Source organism: Candidatus Krumholzibacteriia bacterium, from assembly GCA_029865265.1.
GTDB lineage: Bacteria > Krumholzibacteriota > Krumholzibacteriia > WVZY01 > JAKEHA01 > JAKEHA01.
Window position 1 is genome coordinate 1 of record JAOUHG010000010.1, and the last position, 24877, is coordinate 24877.

The window sequence follows — 24877 nt, forward strand, 5'->3', positions numbered from 1 at the left end:
CCATGGCGGCGAGCCCCGACTTCCCCAGCGAGCGCAGCGCCGCCCACACCTCGATGCCGCGCGCGCGCCGCGACATTTCCGGAACGAACAGGTGCGGGTCGCGCGATTCGCCTTCCACCAGGTACGCCGCGCTGACCGACATGGCCGCGTTGAGGTGGCGCTTGTCACGCACGAACACAATTCCGCTGTCATACGGCACGTTGAGCCACTTGTGCGCGTCGGTGGAAATGGAATCGGCCCGGTTCATTCCGGCGGTCAGCTTTCGCAACGACGGCGACGCCGCCGCCCACAACCCGAACGCCGCGTCGACGTGCAGCCACGCCCCCGTCCCCTCGAGCCGCGCGGCGACATCCGCGAGCGGGTCGAAGGCGCCGCTGTTCACGTTGCCGGCCTGCGCGCAAACGATGGTGGGACCCGCGATGCGCGGCATTTCTGCGGCGACCATCCGCCCCTGATCGTCCACCGGCACGCGCACCACGCGTTCGCGCCCCAGGCCCAGCATGCTCAGCGCCTTGAGCAGGCTCACGTGCACCTCGTCGCCCACGATAACCGTGATGGGCGGCGCGCCGAACAATCCCCGCGCCTCCACGTCCCAGCCCTGCGCTTCCAGTTGCGCGTGCCGCGCCGCGGCGAGCGCGGTGAAGTTGGCCAGGGTGGCGCCGGTCACGAATCCCACCTCGGTGGAGGCCGGTAGCCCGAGCACGTCGACGAGCCAGTCGCGTGACACCCGCTCCAGGGTTGCGTTGATGGGAGAGAGCGCCTCCAGGCCGGCGTTCTGATCCCACGCCGCCGCGAGCACGTTGGCCGCGAGTGCGGCGGGGAGCGATGCGCCCACCACGAAGCCGAAGAAACGCCCGCCCGCGCTGGCCATGGTGGCAGGCGATCCGAGGGCGTCCAGTTCTTCCAGCACGCGTGACGGCTGCACCGGTTCCTCCTGCAGCGGGCGGTGCAACGATGCGAGCGCGGTGATTGCGCCCGGCTGCGGCGACACGCGTCGCTCGCGCAGGCTGTCCAGATAGGCCGTGCCGCGCGCCGCCGCGTCGTTGAGAAGGGACTTCAAAACCAGACCTCCTGATGTTGCCGCACGCTCACCTTTCGGCAGTTCCCCGTACCGCCCACGCGCGCGCGCTCAGTGCAATCCTGCCCTGTGCGGAACGCGGCAGCGACTTCTCGAGCGCGTTCGCCAGAGCGGCGCGGGCGTCCTCGTCCAGCGATGCCACGTAGGACGGCGCCGGCCCGGTGCCGCCCAGGAAGGGGCGCCAGTAGTCATCGAAATCCGCGAACTCGGTGGTTATCTCGATGGGTTCGCAACGCACGCCGTCGAGGCCGCCGTTGCGGAATACATCTTCGAGCGCATCCGGTTTGCAGAGGGGGAAGCGCGCCCCTTCGTCGCGCGCGCAAGCCGCGGGGTCGAGTGCTACCACCGCATCCCAGAATCGGCGCAGGAAGCCCATGCCGTCGGCGTAGTCCCACACGCACGCGGACACCGTCGCGCCGGGAGTGGCGAGCGAACGCATCTCCTCCACCGCGGCGCCGGCATCCGGGAAGAAGTTCATCGCGAACAGGGATGCAATGCCGCCGTAGCCATCCGGCCGCGCGGGAAGACCGCCCACGCCGGCCACCACAAACGACACGCGTTCGTCGGAGACGTGCTTGCGAGCGTATTCGATGAAGGGTGCCGCGGGGTCGCATGCGAGTACGGAGGCGGGCCGGCTGTTTTCGCAGATGGCGCGGGTCAGCGCGCCGGTGCCGCACCCCACGTCCAGCCAGTGTTGTTCGGCGGGAATCCCCAGCCAGGCCACGAACCGCGGTGCGAGTTTCCGGCTCCACCGCCCCATGAAGTCTTCGTAGGTGGACCCGGCGGCCCAACGGTCGTGATGCTCGGCCATGCGCGTGACTCCTTGCCGCATCCTATCCGCTCTTTGGCGGCTCACCCGGTTCGCCCGGTGCGGGACCGCCCGCCCGCTCGCCCACCGTCTCCTTCGCACCCAGCCCGTAGCGCTTCAGGGTCTTGTAAGCGGCCGCGGGTGAAATATCCGTGATGCGGACCCGATCCTGGTCAATGAGATACACACCGCCGGACTGGGTATCGGGTGAGCCGGGCACATAAACGGCCACATGACCATCCTCCAGGCGCTCGACCAGCCATCCCAACTGCCAGCATGAATCTTCGATTCGCGCCAGGACAACCGGACGGTCCACCTCGACGTCCGGGTTCAGAAGCCGCGTGGTGAGTGCCTTGACGTACTCATAGCCGGGCAGGTTGGAGAGCACGGACTCGATGCGGCTGGTTGCCTTGCTGGCGGCGGCGGTGCGCGCCAGTACACCGGCGAGAAAACAGAACAGGATCAGCAACAGAACCGCCAGCAGTTTGCCGGTCCCGAATCCAAAGATGGACTCCATCGGGATGCGCGCCGCGAGCGGCGCGACGATCTTGTGTGCAACCTGCGCGGCCTTGCCAAGCAGGATCATCATAATAACGATCGGCACCAGAAAGAGAACGCCGCCCACAATAGTGGTACGAATGAAGCTGGCAATGGCCTTCATGATGCTCCGTTCGGCCAGGGATGCTGGCGCTTCAGAGGGACTCAGCCCGAGCTGACAACCGGTAGCCTATGAGAGCAACCGGCGCAGCACAACAGATTCCCGCATTCCCGGCGGTTTCCCGGTCATCCCTGCGCCTTCAGGAAATCCACAAGGCGGGCATTGAAGAACGCCGGGTTCTCCATGTTGCTCATGTGACCCGCCCCCGGCACCACGTGCAATTCGGACGCGGGGATGCGTTCGTGCATGGCCCGCGAGCTGGCGTGTGGCGTGCGCGTGTCGTTTTCGCCCACCAGGATCAGGGTGGGAACGGCAATGGAGGCCAGCGACCCGGTGGTGTCGGTGCGGCCCGCCATGGCAATCAGATGGCCCGCGATGGCGAGGGGCGATGTCATGCCGACAATGTGCCTCGCGTGCTCGATGGCCCGGGGCCGAGTGTGAAAGGACTCCGGCGCGAATACCGTGGGCAGGAACGACTCGGCGAAAACATCGGCACCATCGCGTTTCACAGCCGCGGCGGCGTTCGCGCGGCCAATCTTGCCTGCGTCGTCATCGGCTTCGCTGCGCGTGTCGCACAGCACGGCGGCTTGAAAGCGCTCGGGGTTGCGCGCCAGCGCCCGCAGCGTGATGTATCCCCCCATGGAAAGCCCCACCGCCACCACGCGTTCGATATCCAGGTAGTCGAGCAGGGCGATCAGGTCGTCCACGCCGCCCTCGATGGTATATTGCCCGTCGCCCACTTCGCTGTGGCCGAGACCGCGGATGTCGTATGCAATGCAACGGTGGCTGTGCCCGGCCGCCTCCATCTGCGCGCCCCACATGGCGCTGCTCAACGGAAAGGCGTGGACGAACAAGACCGTGGGCGACTGCGTCTCACCGGTCTCCACGAAATGAATGGTGGTGCCGTTGATCTTTGCGTGCACGAACGTTACCTCATTTCAGAAGCGTCAACGTCTCTCATCTTGTGCCCGCTCCAAGCAGCCGCCGTCCGACACCTGGCCGCTGCTTCATCAGGTACAGGCCGGCCAGCAGCACGGCGAACAGGTTGGCCACCACAATGGACCACCACGGCACCAGGGCGCGAACGGGACCGATCAGCAGATTGACCCCGTAAACGGTGACAACGAACCCGGCCACGATGACCAGCGTCACCAGCCGCGCGCGCGCGGGATGACGATCGGCGTACTCCACCAGTCCGGTCACGACGAGTCCGATGGCGAGCGAGATCGAGAAGTGCAACGCGTTGTACTGGAGGATGGCCCGCGGGTCCGGACGCACGGGCAGCAGGAGAATCGAGGGATCGCGCAGCCCCTGAAATGTCACCTTGCCGAGCATGTCCACGGTGAACAGTGTTCCACGTGCCGCCAGAAAATCGAAGATCGCATAGAACAATGCCACGGAAACGGCGGCGATCAAGCCGACCATCAGTCCTTGCCGGACCGTACCACCCGTTGACGTCATGTGAGTCCCCCTTACTTTGCCATCTTCGCACCCATCTGCTGCAACAACTCCCGAAGAATGGAGCGGTGGCAGTGGGCCTCGTCCTCGCAGTAACAACCGATCGAAAAACTGGCCTGGTGCGACAAAGCCGCCAGCAGTTCCAGATCCCGGCGGGGTGCGAGCTGTTTCAACTCGGCGAGAAACTTGCGCTTGAACACCTTCCACGCGCGCTCGTCCTTCACCGGAAAGGTTTCCTTGAGCAGCGGTTCGGTGGGTGAGAGGTTGGGAAACCAGACGTCGTAGAAATCCCGCGAGGCAAACTGGTCCTTGGGAACGCCGCGCGGCGGCCGCCGCACGGTGCCGATGCGCAGGCCCTCGCCTTTGGCGCGCGGGCTGCCGAGCCTCACGATTCTAACCGGCATGGTTCCTCCCCGTGTATTCCAGGATCACAGGTACGGATATATCTCATCTGCAATCCAGTAGCAAGAGATGAGCAGTGCGAGGAGCGTCCCCCACACCCACAGCATCCAACGGCGCTTGCGCCACGTTGCGGCGAACGACGACTGCTGCAGGGGAATGTCCACGAGGTACGCGGCGGAGTAGCATACGTTGGCCAGTGCCGCGAGCACCAGGAGTTGCAGGGCATGTTGGAGTGTCAGCGCGTGCTGAAAGTGCGGCCATGTGAACACAACCCACCCGGCCGCCAGCGCGGCCAGGGCGACGTTGTACCAGATGCGCCGCGGCTCCCAGTACAGGGCCGCTTCACGAAGCGGATTCGCTGCCATTCCGGAGCCCCCCGGGGGTGAGAGCGCGCGCCAACGGCGTCATGGCGTTCAGCGATGGTCGCTGTCGATAGTACCGGGCGGCCGGTGGAGTCGCAAGGAGACGCTGGTACCAGCGCAGCCTGCCGAGGGCAACACACTTTTCTCGTGATATCCGGTCCACCGGCCCGTCCTACAGGGTACTGCGTTCCCGCCGAACGGGGGCCAACCGTGTCCTGATCGGGAAGGAGCCCGGCCATGAACCTCGCACGCTATCTCACCTGCTGCCTCGTCCTGGCGGCCATCGTTTTCGCCACCGCCCCGCCCGCCTTCGCCACCTGGTCCACCAACCCCGCGGTGAACACACCCGTCTGCCTGGCAGCAGAAGACCAGTCGAACGCGGTGGCAATTCCAGACGGAGCCGGGGGCGCCATCATTTCCTGGCAGGATACCCGCCTTGGCTTCTCGAACATCAACATCTACGCGCAGCGGGTGGATGCAACCGGCACTCCGCTCTGGGCCAGTGACGGGATCGTGGTCTGTGACGCCGCCAACAACCAGAGCAATCCTATCGCGGCGGGCGACGGTGCCGGCGGGGTCTTCATCCTCTGGCGGGACTTGCGCGCGGGGCCGGCCCACTACGCCCAGCACATCGATGGGAACGGTAACCCACTGTGGCCAGCGAACGGTATCGCGTTCGTCACCGGGGCAGGGGGCAACGAGAGCGTCACGCCGGACGGCTTCGGCGGTTTCATCTGCGCGTGGGAAGACCCGCGCTACGACCCGCAGGGCAATATCTGGGCGCAGCGCATGTCCGGCGGTGGAACGGCGTACTGGCTTGCCAACGGAGTTGCGGTGTGCACCGCGGCGAACTACCAGACCTACATGGACATCACCAGCGATGGCGCCGGGGGCGCCATCATCACCTGGCAGGACAGCCGCACCTCGATCAGCGAATACGGCGTCTACGCCCAGCGCATGAATGCCGCTGGAAATGCGGTGTGGACCGCGAACGGCATCGTGGTATGCAACCTGAACCTCAGGCAGAGGGTTCCCAAGATCGTCCCCGACGGAGCCGGCGGCGCCATCATTGCCTGGCAGGACCAGCGAATGGGCGGGGACGATATCAACGTCTATGCACAGCGGGTCAACAGCACCGGGTCCCTGCTGTGGCCCACCGACGGCGCAGACGTATGTACCTTCGCCGGCAATCAGAGCGTTCCACTGTGCGCGAGCGACGGAACCGGCGGCGCCATCGTTTGCTGGCTCGACACCCGCACCAACCCCAACATGTATGCGCAACGCCTCAGCGGCGCCGGCGCTCAGCTCTGGAACCCGGACGGTGTCCCCATGGCGTCCACCACCAGCAACAAGCTCAACCACGCGATCGTGAGCGACGGCAGCGGTGGGGCACTCCTCGCGTGGCAGGATCTGCGCGGCACGAACAGCTACGATATCTACATCCAGAGAATCAGCTCTCTGGGCATGCCCGCGTGGGCGACCAACGGCGCGGCCATGGGCACAGCGGCCCTCGCGCAACAGTTCCCTGCGGTGGTGAGCGACGGCGCCGGGGGCGCCATCGTCGCATTTCAGGATCCACGCAACGGCACAGACAACAACATCTATGCGCAGGAGATCAACGGGAATGGAGTTGTGGGCGGAGGGCTGCTGCCAACGGGCGTGAATGACGGTGGCACGCCGGCAACGGCCAGCCTGCACCAGAACTACCCGAACCCGTTCAATCCGGCGACGACGATCTCGTTCGATCTCGGTGCACGTTCGTTTGTGTCGTTGAGGGTGTTTGATGTGCGGGGCCGCGAGGTGGCAACGCTCATCCAGGGCGAGTTGCCCGCCGGCACGCATACGCAACCATGGCATGCCCTCGACCTTGCGAGCGGTGTTTACCTCTATCGTTTGTCAGTGGTTCCGTCAGCGATGGCGCACGGAATCAGGGCCGGAGACGGGGATGCCTTTGTAGAGACCCGGAAGCTGGTCCTGCTGAAGTAAGCACTTCAGTGTTTCACCTCGGCGGCGCTCGTCAAGGGCCCGCGGTCCCCGGAACCCACCCGCTCCGCGGATTCATCCCACGCGAAAATGGAGCGGGTCCCGGAGGTTTTGCAGTTCGCGGTAGTAGTAGAGGGCTGTGGGCCGTTTGCCCTTGAATCGAAGCTTCTTCAGAAACTCGATTTCCTCGTCGGTGGCTTCACGGCTCAACGATGGGTCACGAAGGAACTCTTCCAGCCCCGGCTCTTCCTGCGGGCGACGCTCGGGCTCCTTCTCAACGAACTCATACCGCCTTGTGTGCTCCGGAACCAGTCTGCGATTGAGCACGATGTCCATGCCGAAGTTCCCAAGGTCGATCGACCAGGACTCGATCAAGGGATCAAGAAAAGAAGCGCAGCTTTCCGGCGACAGGCTGAACACATCCGCGTCCAGGAACTCCAGGATCATGACTCGTATCTGTTCGTAGCTCTTGCTGGTGAGCCGTGCCACCAGGCGGAGCCAGGTTTCATTCTCCAGCTCCTCCGTGGCCAGTCTCTTCACGACATCCAGGAGCCTCTGGGTAACGAGGCGTTCGAGCTCGCCGAAGGGCTCTTTCTCGAAGATGGCCCGGATCTGCTTTGCCTGCTCGGGCGCGCACTTGCCAAGCACCAGATCCCGAACCTCGCTCAGCAGGGGCACGGGCGGCTCCGCGAGTGTGCGCTTCCACTCCGCCATGCGCTGGAGTTCCGCCAGCCTGGCAAGCTTGTCCCCGGGTAGCTTCAGAACCATGGACATCTTCTCGTAGATATCGGTCCGTTCGGGCGCCGGCGGCAGCTTCTTGCCGGTGAGCAGCTGCGAGATGTAGGACTCCGTAACCCTGGCTGCAGCCGCCAGATCCTTCTGTTCCAGCTTCAGCTCTTCCAGGCGCTGTTTAATGAGAATGGACACGTCCACGGATCGCCTCCGGGTTAACTAACCCTGATTAATCATATATACAGTATCGCGATATACACTTGACTAGTCAAGTTAATTGCCCTATGTTGAGGAAGCAGCAGAGCACCTCGCTTCACCCACCCAGGTCATCTCATCGCTCCCTGCCAATCACCAGTACACACGAGGAGAACCATAATGTACGCACGCAGAGTCTCAATGAACCTCAAGCCGAACAGTGTCCCCGAGTTCACCCGCACCCTGGAAAAGGAAGTCATTCCCGCCCTGCGCAAGCAGAAGGGTTTCCAGGACGAAATCACCCTTGTCGTCCCCAACGGGACCAAGGTGGTCGCGATCAGCCTGTGGGACAAGATGGAGAGCGCGACGGCCTACAACAACAGCGGCTATGCCGAGGTCGTGAAGATGCTTTCGAAGGTGGTCGACGGAACGCCCAACGTTGAGAACTACGAAGTTTCCAACTCCACGTTCCACAAGATCGCCGTCAAGGTCTAACTCCGTATCACAGCTCCGTCAAGGTGGGGGCAGGCATCCGCCTGCCCCCACCCCTGCCATCCGGCAGGAAAGAAAGAAGGACATGAAATGAGTACCAAGAGAATGTATGTCGGCAACCTGTCGTTCGACTCCACGACCGAGGACGTAAGCGCGGCCTTCGGAGCATTCGGAACCGTTATCGACTGTTCCCTGATCAGCGACCGCGCCACCGGCCGCACCAAGGGCTTCGGGTTTGTTGAGATGGACGCAACCGAAGCCGCCAACGCGATGGCACAGCTCAACGGCAAGGACCTTGGTGGGCGTGCCATCACGGTCGCCGAAGCACGGGAGCGCACCAGCGGGACGCCGAGCAACTAGCGTGAGCCCTGGGGCGCCCGATGGCAGGGCGCCTCCCGCGTGTGCCGGGGAACGTCGCCTGGCGCTACCAGCCGGGTCGATTCGTGCCGCCGGGCCCCGGCCTGCTGTATCGACTGGCGATCGTGCTATCATCCCCCCATGAAACACACCCGTTGGTTCCCTGGCCTGTTCCTGGCCGCCGCACTGCAGGTGAGCATGGTGCCCATGGCTTCATCCCGATCCGACTCGACCGTTACCCGTCCCGTCGCCACCGTGCCCCACGTGGACCTCGCGCGCTACACCGGCCTGTGGTACGAGGTGGCGAAGATCCCCAACCGATTCCAGAAGCAGTGCGCGCGCGGCACCACCGCGGAGTACGCGCTGCGCGACGATGGGGAGATCAGCGTGATCAACCGGTGCATCAAGGAAGACGGAAGCACCGACGAAGCCGAAGGGGTCGCGAAGATCGTGGACGCGGCCAGCAACGCAAGACTCAAGGTGAGCTTCGTGAGCTTTCTCGGCTGGCGGCCGTTCTGGGGGGACTACTGGGTGATCGGCCTGGACGCGGACTACCGGTGGGCCATCATCGGCACCCCCGATCGCAAGTACGGCTGGGTGCTGGCGCGCACCCCGTCCCTCGACATGAACACCATGGACGCGATCTTTGCCATCATCGAGCGCAACGGCTATCCGCGTTCGGTGTTCGTGATGAGTCCGCAGGACTAGCCCCGCACCAAAGCGCCGTCAGATCCGGCCGATGGGCAGCCGCCGCACGCGCTTTCCGGTGGCGCTGAAGATGGCGTTGGTCACCGCCGGGCCCAGCGGGGGCACCGGCACCTCGCCCATGCCACCCGGCGCGGCGCGACTCTCGATGATGTGCGCCTCCACCTGCGGCATCTCGCCGATCTCCAGCATCGGAAAATCGGAGAAGTTCTCCTGCTGAACGCGGCCGTTGGCCACGGTGATCCTCTGCTTGAGCACCGCACTCAGGGCGAAGGCGATGGATCCCTCGCACTGCGCCTCGACCAGGTCGGGGTTGATCACCTGACCGCAGTCCACCACGCAGACCACGCGCCGCACGCGCGGCCATCCGTTCTCCACGGAGACCTCCGCCACCTCGGCCACGTAGGACCCGTAGCCGAAGAAGAACGCCACGCCACGGCCGACACCGGAGGGCAGCGGCTTTCCCCAGGCGGCCTTCTCGGCCGCCGTCTCGAGCACGCGGATCAGGCGCGCGTTGTCGTAGGTGTCGTCCGCGGCAGCGCGGCCGGACGCGCGCAGCATGTCCAGGCGCATCTCCAGCGGATCGCGTCCCGCGGCGACAGCGAGTTCGTCCACGAAGGACTGCACGACGAACGGGTTGTACGAGTTCACGGTGGAACGCCACGCCCCGCGCGGCAGCACGAAGGGAACGTGCGTGTACTCGACGTGGTAGTTGGGCACCGAATACGCGGGAAAATCGTTGGGATCGAAGCGTCCGGTGTAGGTATTGAGAATATGCCAGTGCCACGCCGCCGGCACTCCGTTGGCGTCCACCGAGCCGCGCAGCGTGTGCAGGCTCGCCGGGCGATAGCGATCGTGCTGGATGTCGTCCTCGCGCGTCCACACCACCTGCACCGGGCCCTCCACCTGGCGCGCGATCCCCGCCGCCTCGAGTTCCACATCCGGGTACAAGCGCCGCCCAAATCCGCCGCCCAGCAACGTCACGTTCACGGTCACCTGATTCGCGCGCAGGCCGAGGTAGCGCGCGACCGAGTCCTGCACGTCCTGCGGGTCCTGTGTGGGTGTCCAGATTTCGCACGCGTTCTTGTCCACACGGATGGTGCAGTTCATCGGTTCCATGGTGGCGTGGGCGAGGAATGGAATCTCGTAGGTCGCCTCCACCACGCGCGACGCGCCCGCGAGGACGCCGGCCGTGTCGCCGTCGTCGTGCAACACGTCGCCCTTGTCCGCGGCCAGCTTGTTGAAGCGCGCCGCCAGTTCTTCGGTGGACGCGCCGGCGTCGGGGCCCTCGTCCCACTCCACCGACAACGCGCGCACCCCCTGCAACGCCGACCACGTGTCGGCGGCGATCACGGCGACACCCGGTGCAATATAGAACTCGCCGCCCATCCCACCATATTCGACCACCTTGTACACGCCCGGCACCTTCATGGCCGCGGTCGCATCGTACCTGCGCACCTTCCCGCCGTACACCGGGCAGCGCGCGACAGCCGCATACCGCATGTCCGGCACCCGCGTGTCGAAGCCGAAGCGGGCGCGACCGTGGATGTAGTCCTGCGCATCGCTGCGACGGACTCGCGTTCCGATGAGGCGAAATTCGTCGGGGCTCTTGAGCGGCACGCGCTCGGGATCGGGAACCGGCAGCGTGGACGCCGCCTCGACCAGTTGACCGTAGGCCGCCTTCTGCCCGTTGCGGCCATACACCTCGCCGAGCTGGGCCGTACACGTGCTTCGGTCCACACCCCACTGGTTCGCCGCGGCGGTGATGAGCATCTCGCGCGCCACGGCGCCCGCGCGGCGCAGCCGATCGTAACAGCGGCGGATACTCAGGCTGCCGCCGGTCGCCTGGGGCCCGTAGCGCTCGTCGCTTGCGCCCGGCGCCTGCTGGATGCGCACGCTCTCCCACGGGACACCGAGTTCGTCGGCGACGATCATGGGCAGTCCGGTGCGAACCCCCTGCCCCATCTCGGAGCGCGTCACCCACACGGTGGTGGTCCCGTCGGAGGAAATCTGCAGAAGTATGTCGGGCGAAAATCCAGCGCGCGTCGACGGGTCGAACGAGTACGGGGCCTCCTGGTCGAGCAGCTTGACCCCCAGCACCAGGCCCGCGCCCACCAGGCCGGTGATGATGAGGAAGTCCCTGCGATTGAGCCGTTGAATGGGGATCATTTTGCACCTTCTTCGGCGGCGCGCCGGATGGCGCGGCGAATGCGGAGGTAGGTTCCGCACCGGCAGAGGTTGTCGCGCATGGCGGCGTCGATCTCTTCGTCGGTGGGATTGGGCTTCTGGCGCAGCAGCGCGGCGGCGTTCATGATCTGCCCCGGCTGGCAGTAGCCGCACTGCGATACACATTCCGTCTCCCACGCAGTCTGCAGCGGATCCGGACCGGCGGCGCCCAGCCCCTCGATGGTGGTCACTTCGCGCTCCCCCACGTCACCCACCGGGGTGGTGCAGCTTCGCACCGCCTTTCCCCCGACGAGCACCGTGCAACTGCCGCACAGCCCCACACCGCAGCCGAACTTGGCGCCGGTGAGTTCGAGGCGGTCACGCAACACCCACAGCAGCGGCATGTCGGCCGCCGCCTCGACGTTCTGATTCTTTCCGTTAACGAGGATGGTATAGACAGGCATGGTGAAGACTCCCTGCGGCCAGAGACCGCAACTATCCGCCGGCGCTCACACCCATATACATCTGTACGAAGAGCACGGTATCCATGTAGGCGTGGGCCAGAATCAGCGTCCACAGGTTCCGCTTCGAAACAATATACGCGATTGCGAGGGCAAGTCCCATCAGCGTGGTCTGGACGATACCCACGATGCCCCAGTCGAAGTGGGCGAGCCCGAAAACCACCGCGCTGATCACCAGCGCGATGCGCAGCGCGGCCTTGCCCCCGCCACCCATCTCCGCGAGCCGTGTGATGAGAAATCCGCGGTACAGCACCTCTTCTCCAAACGATGAAACAAACCACACCGCCGGCAGCGCCAGCAGCAACAGGGGGAGATTGCCGCGCAGGTAGTTGTAGCCACTCATGTCGGCGTTCTGCTGCCCCGTGGCCACGTTGGCCATCAGCATTGATCCGGCAATGAAGGCGGCGAGCGCGGCGATGAGGACGACGACCGACCACAGAACGGTTCGCACCATTCCGCGCCAGCCGGGGAACCGGAAACTCAGGCCGAAGTGCGCCCAGCTTTGCCCGCGAACGCGGAGCCCGGCCCGGATGGTGAGCAGCATGATCACGTTGGCCACCCACACCACCGCCTGCCGCAGCACCGGGTTCTCGCCCACGATACCCCACCCGATCGCGACCACCACCACGGCGACACCGAACACCAGGACGATTTCCGCGGCCTGCGCCGCGCGGTTGGACGCCAGTGCGGCTGCGAGGTTGCTCATTGAACCCTCCCCTACGTGGTGTACTTGCGGCGGCCACCGGCACGCGCCGCCATCGTGAAGCCCCACGCCGAGAGCGCGCCGGGAACGATCAGGCCGGGGATCGAGAGCCAGTGCGGAATCACCCATGTCCCGATGAGGACCTCCCAGCCGGTCAGCAGCCGGCCCACGTGAAACACGGCAACGACGAAGAAGATGACGGCGCTGATCTGAAAGTACGCTTTTTGACTCATCATTGTTCCTCCCGGCTACTTCGGAACCCGCCCGCTGCGCTGCAACCACCAGCGCATGCACCTGTGTGCCACGTTCACCGGCTCACAGAACATGAGCGGACAGCCACCCACGATACTCTGCACTCCCAGACGCTGGCACTCGCGCACCGCCTCGCTGGAGACACTCCCCGCACCGAACGAGCGGTGAAACCACACCCGCGCCACCCCGCGGTCCTTGCACTGGCGGACGATTGCGGCGGAGATGTCGGGGTGGGTGGCAATCACTACGCCGTCGAGCGGGCCGGGGATGGAGGCGACGTCCGGGTAACAAATGACGTCCTCGACGGTCTGCGCGTTGGGGTTCACCGGAAACACCTCGTAGCCGCCATCGCGCAACTTCTTGAAGATGGCGTTGGCGGCGGCGTCTCCCTTGCGGGAGACACCGGCCACCGCGATGCGGCGGCCCTGCAGAAACCGTGCGACCGAATCGGGTGTCCTCACTGGAATCACCTCTTCCGCAGCCGATGAACGATGCTATTTCGCGCGGTGCTTGCGCACTTCCATGGCGTAACCCAACCAGTAGAGGGCCGCGACCAGCGTCCAGATGGAGGCCAGAATGGTACCTCCGACGCGCTCCTCCGCTCCCCACCACCAGCCCGCCGCCGCAATGGTAAACACAACTGCGAGGAACAGTCTGCTGATTTTGAACGGCATGAAAACGCTCCCTCCGTTCACCGCGCACGCGACCGTCGCGCACCCAGATGTCACATGGTATGATAGATTATCGAATATCCGCAACCGGGCGGCACCGAAACCCGCACCCGCCTGAATCGCCTCATTCCTCTGGGGGTTGTCATGTCCCGAACGCTCACCACCCGGTCCCTGTGGACCGTAGCCCTTCTCGCCTTCCTTGCGCCCGCCGTCCTGCAGGCCCAGGTCATCGACTTCGAGACCCTGCCCGGCGGCGCGCCCACGGTGGATCAGCAGACCATCTCCACCGAGTACAACTCGCTCGGGGTGACCTTCTCGCTGCTCGACGTGGTCAGCGGGCTCCCCATCGGGTCGCCGCGCATCGCCAAGGCCGGCCTGCCCCAGACCGCCTTCGAGGGCTGTTATGCGGCCGATACTCCGTACGCGTATCTCGGCCTGGGCCAGAGCTTTCTCACCGACGGCACGGGCCTTGGCATCCAGGGTGACCTGCGCATCGAGTACGCCACGCCGGTGGCGCAGGCGTCCGGGCTGATTCTCGATATCGACTGCCGCGCCAATGGTGGACCACCGTGCGAGCAGTGGACCATCACCGCGTACGACGCGGTGGGATCCGTGCTGGATGTGGCCGTGCTGGACGCGCCCCAGGGCGCCATCAATCCTCAGTGCGCTTCTCCGCAGGCGGGCCCGGGCGACTCCAATGCGTTCGGCTGGACCGTCACCGCGGGCGGGCCGCTGATCAAGTCCATCATTCTGCGGCATACCGGGGCAGCCACCAACGTGGGGCTCGCCTTCGACAACTTCACCGTGGCAGGCCCTCCGGGGCCGCTGGACGTGATCGCGACCGCGTCGGTGGACACCGTCTGCATGGGTGAGTCGATCACGCTCTCCGCGTTCCCAGGCGGCGGGATGCCGCCATATACGTTTCAATGGCAGCAGGAGCTGGTGCCCTCGTGGTTCAACCTCGGCACCGGCAGCACACAGCTGGTGCAGGTGCTGCAGACCACGCGTTTCCGCGTGATCGTGACCGATGCCAACGCGAGCCAGGTCACCAGCGCGCCGGTGACGGTGTCCGCCCAGGGCGGGGTGCTGTGTTCCGCCAGCCTCTTGCTGAGCAACAACGGCGGTGACAACCTCATCCGTTACAGCTTCTTGAGCCAGCAACCCGAGGTGTTCGTACCCGCGGGCAGCGGCGGATTGAACGGCCCCTCCAAGCTGGTGTGCGGCCCCGATGGCAACATCTACGTCAGCAGTCAGAACAACGACCGCGTGCTGCAATATGACGGTGTGACCGGCGCGTTTATCAGCACCTTCGTGCCGGCCAGCAGCGGCGGACTCGACGGCCCGGTGGGAATCGACTTCGGCCCGGACGGCAACCTGTACGTGGTGTCGTTCGTGCTGAACGCGGTGCTGCGCTACAACGGAACCACAGGCGCGTTTATCGACACATTCGTTCCCAACGGCAGCGGCCTCAACACTCCCACCGGCATGATCTTCGGTCCCGACGACAATCTCTATGTCAGCAGCCGCGACGGCCACAAGGTGCTGCGCTTCAACGGCACCACCGGCGCCGCGCTGGGCGACTTCGTCACCGCCGCCAGTGGCGGACTCAACGCGCCGCGCGGCCTGGTGTTCGGCCCGGACGGCAACCTGTACGTCTGCGAGGAGATCAACGACAGCGTGCGCCGCTACAACGGAAGCACCGGTGCATTCATCGACGTGTTCATCGCCGGCGGCAGCGGAGGGCTGGATCGCGCCAACGACATCGCCTTCGGGCCGGATGGCGTGTGCTACGTGGCCAGTTTCAACAACGACAAGCTGCTCGCCTACGACGGGGGCACCGGCGCCTTCCTCGGCGCGCTCCCCGACGGGATCCTCAACGGCCCGGCGTGGATCGCCATCGGGTGCCATCCGCGGGCAACGGGCGTGGGCGGCGGTGCCGCTGCTCCGCGGCCGCAACTGTCGGTGGAACCCAACGTGCCCAACCCGTTCAACCCGTGGACCACGGTGGCCTTCACGCTGCCGGCGGCGGGCCCGGCGCGGGTGACGGTGGTGGACGTGACGGGACGGGTGATCGCAACCCTGCTGGATAGGAGCCTGGCGGCGGGACGGCACGAGGTGGAGTGGAAGGGTGACACCCGTGCGGGCACACCGGCGCCGTCGGGGGTCTACTTTGTGCGCGTGCAGAGCGGCGGTGTCTCGGCGGCGGGCAAGATGATCCTGCTGCGCTGATTACGGTGCGCGCTTCTTCACCGCGTAGTGGAAATCGCGGCCGTCGATGCGCACCAGCGAACACTCCTGACCCGCGCTGCGCGCCCACGCGGGCAGGTCGAACTCGATGGCCGGGTCGTCCGCGATCACCAGCACCGTGCCGCCCGGCGGAAGCGCCTTGACCGCGTCCGAGGTGCGGATCACCGGCACCGGGCAGAACTCGCCGCGCGCGTCCACCACGACGGCGGCCACGCCGAGCGACGTGGACAACCTGCGGGGTGACGTCATTGCTTCCCGCGCACCTTCCAGTCCTTGAGGAGCAGGCCGTAGAAGGCGGTGTCCGACACCTCACCCGCGACGATCCATCGTTCTCGCAACAGCCCTTCGCGCAGGAATCCGAGACGTTCCAGGCATTTCACCGACGCGATGTTGCGCGGATCGACATCCGCCTCCACGCGATTCATATTCAACTCCGCGAACGCATAATCGAGCAGCGCCGTCAGCGCCTCCTGCATGTAGCCGTTGCCCCACGAGTCCGAGGCCAGACTGTAGCCGACCTCCGCCCGGCGGCAATGCTCCATCATGTCGAACAAGGTGCACGTGCCAATCAGGGTTTCCGTGTCCTTGCGGACCACACCGAGGCTGATGTACTCACCCGTTCGCATGGCGGTGAGTTCGCGCCCGATATGAGACGGGGCTTCGTCGGGGGACGTCCACGGCTCCGTGTTCCAGTAGCGCATGACCTTCAGATCCGAGAAAATCCTGAAAAGGCGGTCCCCATCGGACCCCCGTAACGGCCGCAGCAACAGCCGCGCCGTCTCGAGGTTAAGTTGTTGGAAGGAATGCATGGGAAGGTGCGGGCGGGGTGTCTACTTACCCCCGCTGCGGTAGAAGCGAACCTCCGCCTTCTCCAGCGTGGCCAGCCCCGCGCCGATGGAGCCTTCGATCTCGCCCAGGAACGCGTCCAGTTTGTCGCGCGTGTCGACAATCTCCACCACGATGGGCAGGTCTTCCGAAAGGCGCAGGATCTTGGCGGTGTGGATGCGGCTGTTGGCGCCGAAGCCCATGATGCCGCGCAGGACGGTGGCGCCGGCGAGTTTGCGTTCACGCGCCTGCGAGACGATCCACTCGTACAGCGGCTTGCCACCGTGCTTGTCGCTCTCGCCGATGAAGATGCGCAGCAGACAGCCTTCCTGGGGAAGCGTCATGGGTTACCTCCAGATGGCGAACGCGCCTGCCCGACCCGCCCACACCGCCACCAGGCACAGCACCACGTTCGTGGTCACGTTGAGGGACGCGATCAGCAGTTCGCCGTCGCGCAACAGGTTGAGGGTCTCGTTGCCGAAGGTCGAGAAGGTGGTGAAGCCGCCCAGCAGACCCACGAACACGAACAGCCGTGTCTCCGCCGAGAACATGCCGCGCGCGTCGGCCAGGTAGGAGAGTCCGCCGATCAACAGGCAGCCCAGCACGTTGACCGCGAGCGTGCCGTAGGGGAAGGCGGCGCTGCCCGATGACTGCTGCGCCCACCCGCTCACCAGGTAACGCAGGACCGCTCCCGCGAATCCGCCGCATCCGATCCAGAAGAGCTTCATGAGTATATGCCGGTGGGTACGGGTAACACGGGGCGTTCTCCTCCACATCTCAAGGGATCACGGCGCCAGCACCAGGCGATGCGCGTTGCCGATGCGTGACGTCGTCTGCGGCGGAACACCCGCGCGCGCCGCGTACTCGGGCCAGCGCCGGACGACATCCCGCACATGGGTGAGGATCTCCAGGGCGCGGCCGCGCTTGAGCGATATCGTCCGGCCACAGGATACGAAATCGTCCGCCGAAAAGCCATCCCGGCGGCCGTTGAGGGACATCTGCTGCGCGGCGGTCCAGCGCCCCGACGGGTTCCACGCGTAGGTCACGTCGAACGCGGGCGAGAGCGACCACGCGCCCGCGCGGTCCATCAGAAACGCGATGTTTTTGACGTGGTCATCCTGGTTGCGCGCCACGATGTTGAACACCATGCGCGTGAACTGCTGCTCGATGCTCGCTATGGGCAAGCCCAGCCGGCGCATCACGTCGAAGGCCTGTTCGTATGAGTAAGCACCGGGCAGGTTGTAGTCGTAGTGCGCCAGCGCGCCGAGCGAGAGCATGTGCACCTTGGCACCCGTTTCGGTACGGTCGAAACGCCTGGTCATGAAGTGGCTGCGACCACCCTCCTCGAGCAGCCGGCACTCCATCATGCTGATGCCGGCGTCGCGCGCCATCAATGCGTACGCGTACTCGATGAGGCTGTAACCCCGCGGGTCGTCCAGTTCCTTGTCCTTGTTTCCCGCCACACCGTCGAACTTGAGCAGCCAGTAGCTGAAACCATCGCCCGCGCGCACCTGGCCGGAGCGCACCTCGTTGGTGGACGGGTTCCAGGCGATGATGGCCTTGGCGCGCGCCCCGCCCGCCGACGTCCCCACGCGCAGGATGTCGGTGAGCGCGGCGCTGCGCTCGGCCAGGTCGAACGATCCGCGCAGGTTTTCGCGCCGGGTGAGGATCTCGCTCGCCAGCTCGACCAGCGCCGATATGTCCACCGGCTCGGACTCGCCGTGGAAAGGACCGATGCTCGGCTCGTACTCGAGCGCGCCCATGCCGCGCGCGCCGGTGTAGCACAGGCGCTCGACGGGGTTGAAGCTCTCCGGCTTGCGGCCTTCCCGCGCCAGCCACGCGTCGATGAGCGCGTTGCCGAACCGGTCCGGCAGCGAGTCCGCCAAGAGCCCGGGCAGGCCGTGGAACGTCTCTCGCGCGAGCGCGGGGAACGCGTAGATCTGCGGGGACAACGGCAGAGCGATCGGAGATACCTGGATCCCGCTGGCCGCGAACTCGGGCGTGTACTCAAAGAACGCCACGTCCTGTTCCGCCGACCAGCTCACCGCGCCGATGGTGCGGCCCCACAGGTTGACCTTCGCCACAGTCACGCGTCATCCCCCCAGGTCCACGGGGACGGCTTCTGCTTCTGCGTGGGCCGCGCGCGGCGGCGCTTCTTCCCCGCCAGCTTCACCTGCTGCAGCGGGCTCAGCGGCGGCTCCGGGATCAGCGCGTCGATGTTGCCGAGCAGCTCGAGCGCACCCAGCACACGCACGAGGCTCGCGGTCTGGGTGGAGTGCCCGGCCTCCATGCGCTGCAGGGTGGCCAGGGAAACCCCGGCCTCACGGGCCAGGGCTTCCTGGGTCAGGTTGCGGTTGAGCCGGTAGCGGGCGATCCGACGGCCGATCCGGCCGAGAACCGTGGCATCCGGGGAGGTGTTGCTATTCATAATAACACATCACATATGCATTATTAATGCCATTTATGACATTAATTTATCATATATGATGTGTTACCGCAACATCTTTACCCTGGAAAATCCGGCTGGGCCGTCTTCTCCTGGTCCTTGAACTGGAGCTCGTAGAGCTTGGCGTAGTGGTCGCCGCGCGCCAGCAGCTGGGCGTGCGTGCCCTCTTCGATGACACGCCCCTTGTGCAGCACCAGGATGCGGTCCACGTAGCGGATGGTGGAGAGGCGGTGCGCGATCACAATGGAGGTGCGCCCGGCCATGAATTTGCGCAGCGCGTCCTGCACCAGGAACTCGGTTTCGGTGTCCACGCTGGAGGTGGCCTCGTCCAGCACCAGGATATTGGGGTCGTAGACCAGCGCGCGCGCGAACGACAGCAATTGGCGCTCGCCCACCGAGAGCGAGCTGCCGCGCTCGCCCACGTTCTCCTCGTACTTCTTCGGCAGCCGCTCGATGAAACGCTCGGCGTTGATGTAGCGCGCCACCTCTTTGATCTTGTCTTCGCCGATGTCGGTGTTGCCCAGGTGGATGTTGTGGGCCACGCTGCCCGAGAACAAGAACACGTCCTGCAGCACGGTGGCCACATGGTGACGCAGGTCGGCCAGGCGGTACTTCTTGATGTCCACGCCATCGACCAGAATGCGCCCCTGCTCCACCTCGTAGAAGCGCGAGAGCAGCGAGATGATGGTGGTCTTGCCCGCTCCGGTGTAGCCCACGATGGCCACTTTCTCCCCCGCACCCACCGTGAAGCTCACGTCGTGCAGAACGGTCTCGTCCTTGTTGTACGCAAAGGTGACGTTCTCGAAGCGCACCTCGGTGGGCCGGTCCGGAAACGGCACCGGGTCGGGCGGGTCCACGATGCGCGGTTCGCGGTCGAGCACGCCGAAGATGCGCTCGGACGACGCCATGGCGGACTGGAGGATGTTGTACTTTTCCGAAAGGTCGCTGATGGGCCGGTAGAAGCGCTGCGCGTACTGGATGAACGCCACCAGCGACCCGAAGGTCATGGCGCCGGTGAGCACGTCCAGCCCGCCGAAGGCGATGATCAGCGCAATAGCCACCGCGCTCAGAAACTCCACCATGGGGTAGAAGACCGCGTAGGCCATGATGGACTGAATATGCGCTGCGTAGAGGTCGTTGTTGAGGTGCGAGAAGCGCCGGAACTGCGGCCGTTCGCGGTTGAAGATCTGCACCACGCTCATGCCGGTGACGTTCTCCTGCAGGAACGTATTTAGCGACGCCAGCCGCACGCGCACGTTGCGGTACGAATCGCGCGCCCTGGCGCGGAAGATGTGCGCGGCCACGTACAGGAACGGCAGCACCACGAAGGTGATCAGCGCCAGCTTCCAGTTTAGCCACAGCAGCACGCCGATGATGCCGGTGAGGGTGATGACGTCCAGCAGGATGGCGATCACACCCGAGGTGAACATCTCGTTCAGCGTCTCGACGTCGTTGGTGAGCCGCGTCATCAGGCGCCCCACCGGATTGCGGTCGAAGAAGGGAATGTCCAGCCGCTGCAGGCGCCGGAAGATCTGCATGCGCATGTCGAACATCACGCGCTGCCCCACCAGGCTCATGATGAGCCCGTGCAGATACGCCGCAAGGAAACCCACCAGCAGCGCGCCGGCCAGCAGCCCAACCACCTTGAGCAGCCCCGCGTAGCGGAGGTCCATGGCCACCTCGCCGGTGGGCGCGATGAAACGGTCGATGGCCAGCTTGGTGATGAAGGGCGGCGCCAGCTCGAGCACCGACTCGATGGTGAGCAGGCCGATGGCCCACGCCACCTTGCCCTTGTAGGGGCGCAGGTACCGGAGCAGCCGGCTCATGAGACGGCTGTCGTAGGGCTTCTCCTGCAGTTCGTCGGCCTGGATGTATTCCATGCGCTACTCTTGTTCCAGTGCAACCATGAGCATCTGCTTGCGGTACATCTCGGCGTAGATGCCGCCGTGCGCAATCAGTTGCTCGTGCGTGCCCGACTCCGCGATCTCGCCGTCGCGCATCACCATGACGCGGTCGGCCTGGCGCGCGGTGGACACGCGGTGGGAAATGAGGATGGCGGTACGTTTCTCCAGCTCGCCTTCCAGCGAGGAGAGGATGTTCTCCTCGGTGGTGGCGTCCACGCTGGAGAGGGCGTCGTCCAGGATGAGGATGCGCGGCTGCTTGGCCAGCGCGCGCGCTATGGCCACGCGCTGTTTCTGGCCGCCGGACAGGTTTATGCCGCGCTCTCCGATCATGGACTCGAACTTGTGCGGGAATGCCTCCACCTCATCGTAGATGGCGGCGGTGCGGCTGACCTCCTGCAACACCGGGTCGGGCAGTTCGGAGACGCCGAAGGAGATGTTCTCTCTTATCGTCTGTGAGAACAGAAAGATGTCCTGCGGCACCAGGCCGATCATGCCGCGCAGCGTCTGCAGCGGAATCTCGCGCACGTCGCAGCCCCCCACCAGCACGCGTCCCTGGGTGGGGTCGTAGAGGCGCATCAAGAGCGAGATGATGGTGGTCTTGCCGGAGCCGGTTGCGCCCACCACCGCCACCGTCTCGCCATCCTTCACCTCGAAGTTCACGTTGCGCACCACGTCGCCGCGGTCGCCGTTTCTCGAGTAGGAGAACGACACGTTTTCGAAGCGCACCGAGGCATCCGCCGGCATGGCGTCGGTGCACGCGCTCGCGTCGGTGATGTCGGCGGTTTCCGCCATGACGTCGTTGATGCGCTGCATGGACGCCAGTCCCTGCTCGGTCATGTTCATCACCCAGCCGGCGGCGATCACCGGGAACACCAGCATGGAGAGGTAGCCGTTGAAGGCCACGAACGTCCCCAGCGTGATCTCACCGCGGATCACCATGCGCCCGCCGAACAACAGGATGGCGAGCACCCCGAAGCCGGCCACGGTGGCAAGCAGCGGGTGCAGCAGGCTCTGCACCTTGAAGAGCTTCCAGTTGGCGTCGACGTAGTCGCTGCTGGCGGCGGCGAACTCGGCGGTCTCGTAGTCCTCGCGCGCGTACGCTTTGACCACGCGGATGCCGGACAGGTTCTCCTGCGCGCGCGCGTTGATGGAGGCGAACTTCTCCTGCACGCGCTCGAAGAGGCGGTGGATGATCTTGATGCTGTGGTATACGCCAAAGGTGAGCAGGGCCATGGGCAGCAACGCCGCGATCATCAGTTTCCACGACAGCACCGACATCAACGCGATGGCGAGGCTCGCAATCACGAATGTGTTCATGGAGTACATCACCGCCGGCCCCACCAGCGTGCGCACGGCGTTCAAGTCGTTGGTGGCCAGCGCCATGAGATCCCCGGTGCGGTGGCGGTGGTAGAAGGCCGGGCTCATGTTCTGCAGGTGCGCAAAGAAGTCCGCGCGCATGTCGATCTCGATGCGGCGCGACACGCCGATCATGATGCGGCGCATGAGAAAGCGAAACACCCCGGCGCAGGCGGTGATGCCCACCAGCAACCCGGCGTAGCCGAAGAGACGCTCGCGGGTGATACCGGCGGAGAGCGCATCGATCGCCGTCTTGAGAATCCACGGCGTGGCTATGGCGAAGATATCGGTCAGCACCAGGCTCGCGCCCCCCACGGCCAGGCGGGCGCGGTAGCGGCCCAGGTAGGAGAACACGGTGCGGATTGCGGCCCGGCGTTTTTCTTTGGAACTGGAAGGAGCGCTCATACTATCATCGCATGATCGGCGGACGTCCCTTTGGAATTGGAAGAATGGGAAAGGGTCTCGTTGTCAGGACGCCGTCGCCCGACAGGATTTCCCTAATATAGACGATTGCCCCCGTTTTCCGCAAACCAAGGAGCGGACCGCCGTGACCTTTCCCTCTCGCGACCAGGCGCTGACCATCCTGACCGAGCACACCAGCGGTGAGAGCCTCCTCAAACACGCCTACGCCGTGGAGGCGGCCATGCGTTACTACGCCGGGCGCGCCGGCGAGGACGTCGAGGCCTGGGGCGTGGCGGGGCTCCTGCACGACTTCGACTACGAGCGCTACCCCTCCCTGGAGGACCATCCGTTCAAGGGCGCCGAGATCCTGCGGGCCCGCGGCGTCGACGAGGCGCTGATTCAGACCATTCTCTCCCATGCTCCCCACACCGGCGTCGTGCCGGAGACACCCATGCAGAAGACACTGTACGCCGTCGATGAGCTGTGCGGCTTCGTCACCGCCGTGGCGCTGGTGCGTCCCTCGAAGAAGCTCGCGGACGTGGAGCCCTCGTCGGTCAAAAAGAAGCTCAAGGACAAGGGCTTCGCCCGCAACGTGAGCCGCGAGGACATCACCACCGGCGCGGAATTGATCGGGCTCCCGCTGGACGAGCACATCCAGAATGTCATCGACGCACTGAAGCCGGTCGCCGGCGAGCTCGGGCTATGAGCTGGCGCGGGTGGACCGGGGCAATGGCGCTGACGTGCCTCGCGGCGTTGGCCGTGGCCGATGCGCGCGCGCAACAGGGCGGCTCGGTGGACACGCGCCGCGACGTTGAGGAGCGAATCCGCGAACTCGAGATGCAGGTGGGCGGTGACGAGCCCGCCGAGCAGCAGTCCGTGGTGCTGCTGTGGCTGGCCGACCTGTACGTGTCGGCTGGGCGGCTGGACGACGCCCAGCGCGCCTACGAACAGGTGCTGGTGTTCTTCCCCTTCGACCCGGCCGCCACCAACGCATACGCGCGCTTCCTGCTGGAGCAGCGCTTCGACCCCGCGCACGCCGACAGCATCCTGCACGACGCGCTCAGCAACGCCAACGCGCTGCCGGCGCCGCCCCCGTACATCGGCCAGACCTATGCACTGCGCGCGCGTGCGTTGCGCGCGCTGGGCCGCTGCGACGAGGCCATCATCCCGTCGGACCACGCTCTGGCGCTGCTCGACGAGGACGCGGCCGAGGCGGCGCTGCGCGAGAAGGCGGCGTGCCTGGCGGGTACCGGCCGGCGCGACGAGGCACGCGCGTGCTACCTGGACCTGATCGGAGCCAGCGGCGCCTCCAACCCGGACGACATCAGCGCATTCATCGCCCTGCTCGCCGCCAGCGAGGGGCACGTGGACGCCGGCAGTGTGCGCGAGAGCATCGCCACCGCGGTGGACGACGCGCGCAAAGCGCGCCGCGAAAACGCGGCCGCCGAGGGCGCCGAGATCGTGGAACTGCGCGCCACCGACGGCGCGCGCATCGAAACCACCCTGCGCGCCGGAAGCAAGGCAGGCGCGGTACTCTTCGTCCCCGAGAACCGCGCGCGGCGCAGCGAGTTCACGCCCTACGCACAGCTGCTCGCACTGGACGGCACCACCACCCTCACGGTGGACCCGCGCGGTCACGGCGACAGCCGCTGCGATTCGCTGCCCGACGTGGCGTCGCTCTCCGACACCCACCGCGCGCGCATCGCCGACGACATCGCCACGGCGATCCTGTACCTGCGCGACCGCCTCGAGATTCCCGTGTCCGACATCGTGGTGGTGGGCGAGGGTGACGGCAGCGGCTACGTGGAGCGCGCGCGTCACGAACACGCGTTGCCGGTGGCAGTGGTGTATCTCTCCCCGGTGTTCGACCCGGAGGACCGGGCCACGGCATCGGCAATCTCCTTCCGCCCGCCGCGGGCGGCCCTGCTGCTGGCGAGCAACGAGGACGTGTACGCGGTGCGCTCGCTCGGCTTCTTCCTCGATACCGCCGGCCGGGATCTGGTCAAGACCCGCATCTTCAAGACGGCCGGCCACGGCGTCGGCATGCTGCGCGATCCCGGTCACTTTCTGGCCGTCAGCAACTGGATCGACGGCAACGCCTCCGCCCAGGACTGACCCGCCGCGTCCCCCGCGGGCGCTGGTACGATTGTTGCG

The 24877-nt window shown here is 65.7% G+C and carries 29 protein-coding genes; 7 read left to right on the forward strand and 22 right to left on the reverse strand.

The window, feature by feature from the left end; translation table 11 throughout:
• From OEX18_06440 to OEX18_06470, 7 genes are all read right to left on the reverse strand, one after another.
• Window positions 1-1060 (reverse strand): pyridoxal-dependent decarboxylase (locus tag OEX18_06440; GenBank protein ID MDH4336903.1); only part of this gene is annotated, 1060 nt, incomplete at its 3' end.
• A gap of 28 nt (window positions 1061-1088) precedes the next feature.
• Window positions 1089-1889 carry a class I SAM-dependent methyltransferase gene (locus tag OEX18_06445; protein ID MDH4336904.1) on the reverse strand — a complete coding sequence of 267 codons (801 nt, stop codon included), beginning with the start codon at window positions 1887-1889 and terminating at the stop codon, window positions 1089-1091.
• Between the two features lie 22 nt (window positions 1890-1911).
• Complete coding sequence (locus OEX18_06450; protein ID MDH4336905.1) at window positions 1912-2547, reverse strand: DUF502 domain-containing protein; 636 nt, start codon at window positions 2545-2547, stop codon at window positions 1912-1914.
• A 122-nt stretch (window positions 2548-2669) separates the two neighbouring features.
• On the reverse strand, window positions 2670-3467 hold the full coding sequence (locus OEX18_06455) for an alpha/beta hydrolase (protein ID MDH4336906.1): 798 nt from the start codon (window positions 3465-3467) through the stop codon (window positions 2670-2672).
• 34 nt (window positions 3468-3501) lie between these two features.
• Window positions 3502-3969, reverse strand: coding sequence for a hypothetical protein (locus OEX18_06460; GenBank protein ID MDH4336907.1), 468 nt, complete (start codon window positions 3967-3969; stop codon window positions 3502-3504).
• Between the two features lie 47 nt (window positions 3970-4016).
• Window positions 4017-4406, reverse strand: a complete 390-nt coding sequence (locus OEX18_06465; GenBank protein MDH4336908.1) for a DUF488 family protein — start codon at window positions 4404-4406, stop codon at window positions 4017-4019.
• A 24-nt stretch (window positions 4407-4430) separates the two neighbouring features.
• Entirely contained in the window at window positions 4431-4769 is a 339-nt protein-coding gene (locus tag OEX18_06470; GenBank protein ID MDH4336909.1) for a hypothetical protein, read from the reverse strand.
• Window positions 4770-5003: 234 nt separating this feature from the next.
• Here OEX18_06470 and OEX18_06475 point away from each other — a divergent pair, with 234 nt between their 5' ends.
• Complete coding sequence (locus OEX18_06475; protein MDH4336910.1) at window positions 5004-6752, forward strand: T9SS type A sorting domain-containing protein; 1749 nt, start codon at window positions 5004-5006, stop codon at window positions 6750-6752.
• Window positions 6753-6824: 72 nt separating this feature from the next.
• Here OEX18_06475 and OEX18_06480 read toward each other — a convergent pair whose 3' ends face one another.
• Window positions 6825-7682, reverse strand: a complete 858-nt coding sequence (locus tag OEX18_06480) for a helix-turn-helix transcriptional regulator (GenBank protein ID MDH4336911.1) — start codon at window positions 7680-7682, stop codon at window positions 6825-6827.
• A gap of 174 nt (window positions 7683-7856) precedes the next feature.
• On the opposite strand from OEX18_06480, the gene OEX18_06485 reads away from it, so the two are divergent.
• The 3 genes from OEX18_06485 to OEX18_06495 all read left to right on the forward strand — a co-directional run bounded on the left by OEX18_06485 (window position 7857) and on the right by OEX18_06495 (window position 9233).
• Entirely contained in the window at window positions 7857-8171 is a 315-nt protein-coding gene (locus tag OEX18_06485; protein MDH4336912.1) for a hypothetical protein, read from the forward strand.
• Between the two features lie 87 nt (window positions 8172-8258).
• Entirely contained in the window at window positions 8259-8528 is a 270-nt protein-coding gene (locus tag OEX18_06490) for an RNA-binding protein (protein ID MDH4336913.1), read from the forward strand.
• A 138-nt stretch (window positions 8529-8666) separates the two neighbouring features.
• Complete coding sequence (locus tag OEX18_06495; GenBank protein MDH4336914.1) at window positions 8667-9233, forward strand: lipocalin family protein; 567 nt, start codon at window positions 8667-8669, stop codon at window positions 9231-9233.
• Between the two features lie 18 nt (window positions 9234-9251).
• Here OEX18_06495 and OEX18_06500 read toward each other — a convergent pair whose 3' ends face one another.
• From OEX18_06500 to OEX18_06525, 6 genes are read right to left on the reverse strand one after another with little or no spacing between them, the layout of a single operon-like run.
• Window positions 9252-11399 (reverse strand): molybdopterin-dependent oxidoreductase, encoded by a 2148-nt coding sequence (locus OEX18_06500; protein MDH4336915.1) that lies wholly within the window; start codon window positions 11397-11399, stop codon window positions 9252-9254.
• The gene (locus OEX18_06505) at window positions 11396-11860 is read right to left on the reverse strand and encodes a (2Fe-2S)-binding protein (GenBank protein MDH4336916.1); all 465 of its coding nucleotides are present in this window, start codon (window positions 11858-11860) and stop codon (window positions 11396-11398) included. Before OEX18_06505 ends, OEX18_06500 begins: the two co-directional genes overlap by 4 nt.
• A 31-nt stretch (window positions 11861-11891) precedes the next feature.
• On the reverse strand, window positions 11892-12623 hold the full coding sequence (locus OEX18_06510) for a CPBP family intramembrane metalloprotease (GenBank protein ID MDH4336917.1): 732 nt from the start codon (window positions 12621-12623) through the stop codon (window positions 11892-11894).
• Between the two features lie 11 nt (window positions 12624-12634).
• The gene (locus OEX18_06515; protein ID MDH4336918.1) at window positions 12635-12856 is read right to left on the reverse strand and encodes a hypothetical protein; all 222 of its coding nucleotides are present in this window, start codon (window positions 12854-12856) and stop codon (window positions 12635-12637) included.
• Between the two features lie 12 nt (window positions 12857-12868).
• Window positions 12869-13333 (reverse strand): CoA-binding protein, encoded by a 465-nt coding sequence (locus OEX18_06520; GenBank protein ID MDH4336919.1) that lies wholly within the window; start codon window positions 13331-13333, stop codon window positions 12869-12871.
• Window positions 13334-13366: 33 nt separating this feature from the next.
• A complete protein-coding gene (locus OEX18_06525; protein MDH4336920.1) occupies window positions 13367-13546 on the reverse strand; it encodes a hypothetical protein in 180 nt (59 codons plus the stop codon).
• Between the two features lie 141 nt (window positions 13547-13687).
• Between OEX18_06525 and OEX18_06530 the strand changes: the two genes are divergently transcribed.
• A complete protein-coding gene (locus OEX18_06530; GenBank protein ID MDH4336921.1) occupies window positions 13688-15772 on the forward strand; it encodes a T9SS type A sorting domain-containing protein in 2085 nt (694 codons plus the stop codon).
• Here OEX18_06530 and OEX18_06535 read toward each other — a convergent pair whose 3' ends face one another.
• The 8 genes from OEX18_06535 to OEX18_06570 form a co-directional block, all read right to left on the reverse strand.
• On the reverse strand, window positions 15773-16039 hold the full coding sequence (locus OEX18_06535) for a sulfurtransferase TusA family protein (GenBank protein MDH4336922.1): 267 nt from the start codon (window positions 16037-16039) through the stop codon (window positions 15773-15775).
• Entirely contained in the window at window positions 16036-16599 is a 564-nt protein-coding gene (locus OEX18_06540) for a GNAT family N-acetyltransferase (GenBank protein ID MDH4336923.1), read from the reverse strand. The genes OEX18_06535 and OEX18_06540 overlap by 4 nt, the downstream gene beginning before the upstream one ends.
• A gap of 21 nt (window positions 16600-16620) precedes the next feature.
• Window positions 16621-16959 carry a DUF190 domain-containing protein gene (locus OEX18_06545; GenBank protein ID MDH4336924.1) on the reverse strand — a complete coding sequence of 113 codons (339 nt, stop codon included), beginning with the start codon at window positions 16957-16959 and terminating at the stop codon, window positions 16621-16623.
• A 3-nt stretch (window positions 16960-16962) separates the two neighbouring features.
• On the reverse strand, window positions 16963-17343 hold the full coding sequence (gene crcB / locus OEX18_06550; GenBank protein MDH4336925.1) for a fluoride efflux transporter CrcB: 381 nt from the start codon (window positions 17341-17343) through the stop codon (window positions 16963-16965).
• 57 nt (window positions 17344-17400) lie between these two features.
• A complete protein-coding gene (locus tag OEX18_06555; GenBank protein ID MDH4336926.1) occupies window positions 17401-18705 on the reverse strand; it encodes a type II toxin-antitoxin system HipA family toxin in 1305 nt (434 codons plus the stop codon).
• Window positions 18702-19043, reverse strand: a complete 342-nt coding sequence (locus tag OEX18_06560; protein MDH4336927.1) for a helix-turn-helix domain-containing protein — start codon at window positions 19041-19043, stop codon at window positions 18702-18704. Before OEX18_06560 ends, OEX18_06555 begins: the two co-directional genes overlap by 4 nt.
• A gap of 77 nt (window positions 19044-19120) precedes the next feature.
• Window positions 19121-20941, reverse strand: coding sequence for an ABC transporter ATP-binding protein/permease (locus OEX18_06565; GenBank protein ID MDH4336928.1), 1821 nt, complete (start codon window positions 20939-20941; stop codon window positions 19121-19123).
• A gap of 3 nt (window positions 20942-20944) precedes the next feature.
• Entirely contained in the window at window positions 20945-22726 is a 1782-nt protein-coding gene (locus OEX18_06570) for an ABC transporter ATP-binding protein/permease (protein MDH4336929.1), read from the reverse strand.
• Window positions 22727-22868: 142 nt separating this feature from the next.
• Between OEX18_06570 and OEX18_06575 the strand changes: the two genes are divergently transcribed.
• Both OEX18_06575 and OEX18_06580 read left to right on the forward strand, forming a co-directional pair.
• Window positions 22869-23429: an HDIG domain-containing protein gene (locus OEX18_06575; GenBank protein MDH4336930.1), complete on the forward strand. Its 561-nt coding sequence runs from the start codon at window positions 22869-22871 to the stop codon at window positions 23427-23429.
• 23 nt (window positions 23430-23452) lie between these two features.
• Window positions 23453-24838, forward strand: a complete 1386-nt coding sequence (locus OEX18_06580) for a hypothetical protein (protein ID MDH4336931.1) — start codon at window positions 23453-23455, stop codon at window positions 24836-24838.
• The last annotated feature ends 39 nt before the right edge of the window (window positions 24839-24877 follow it).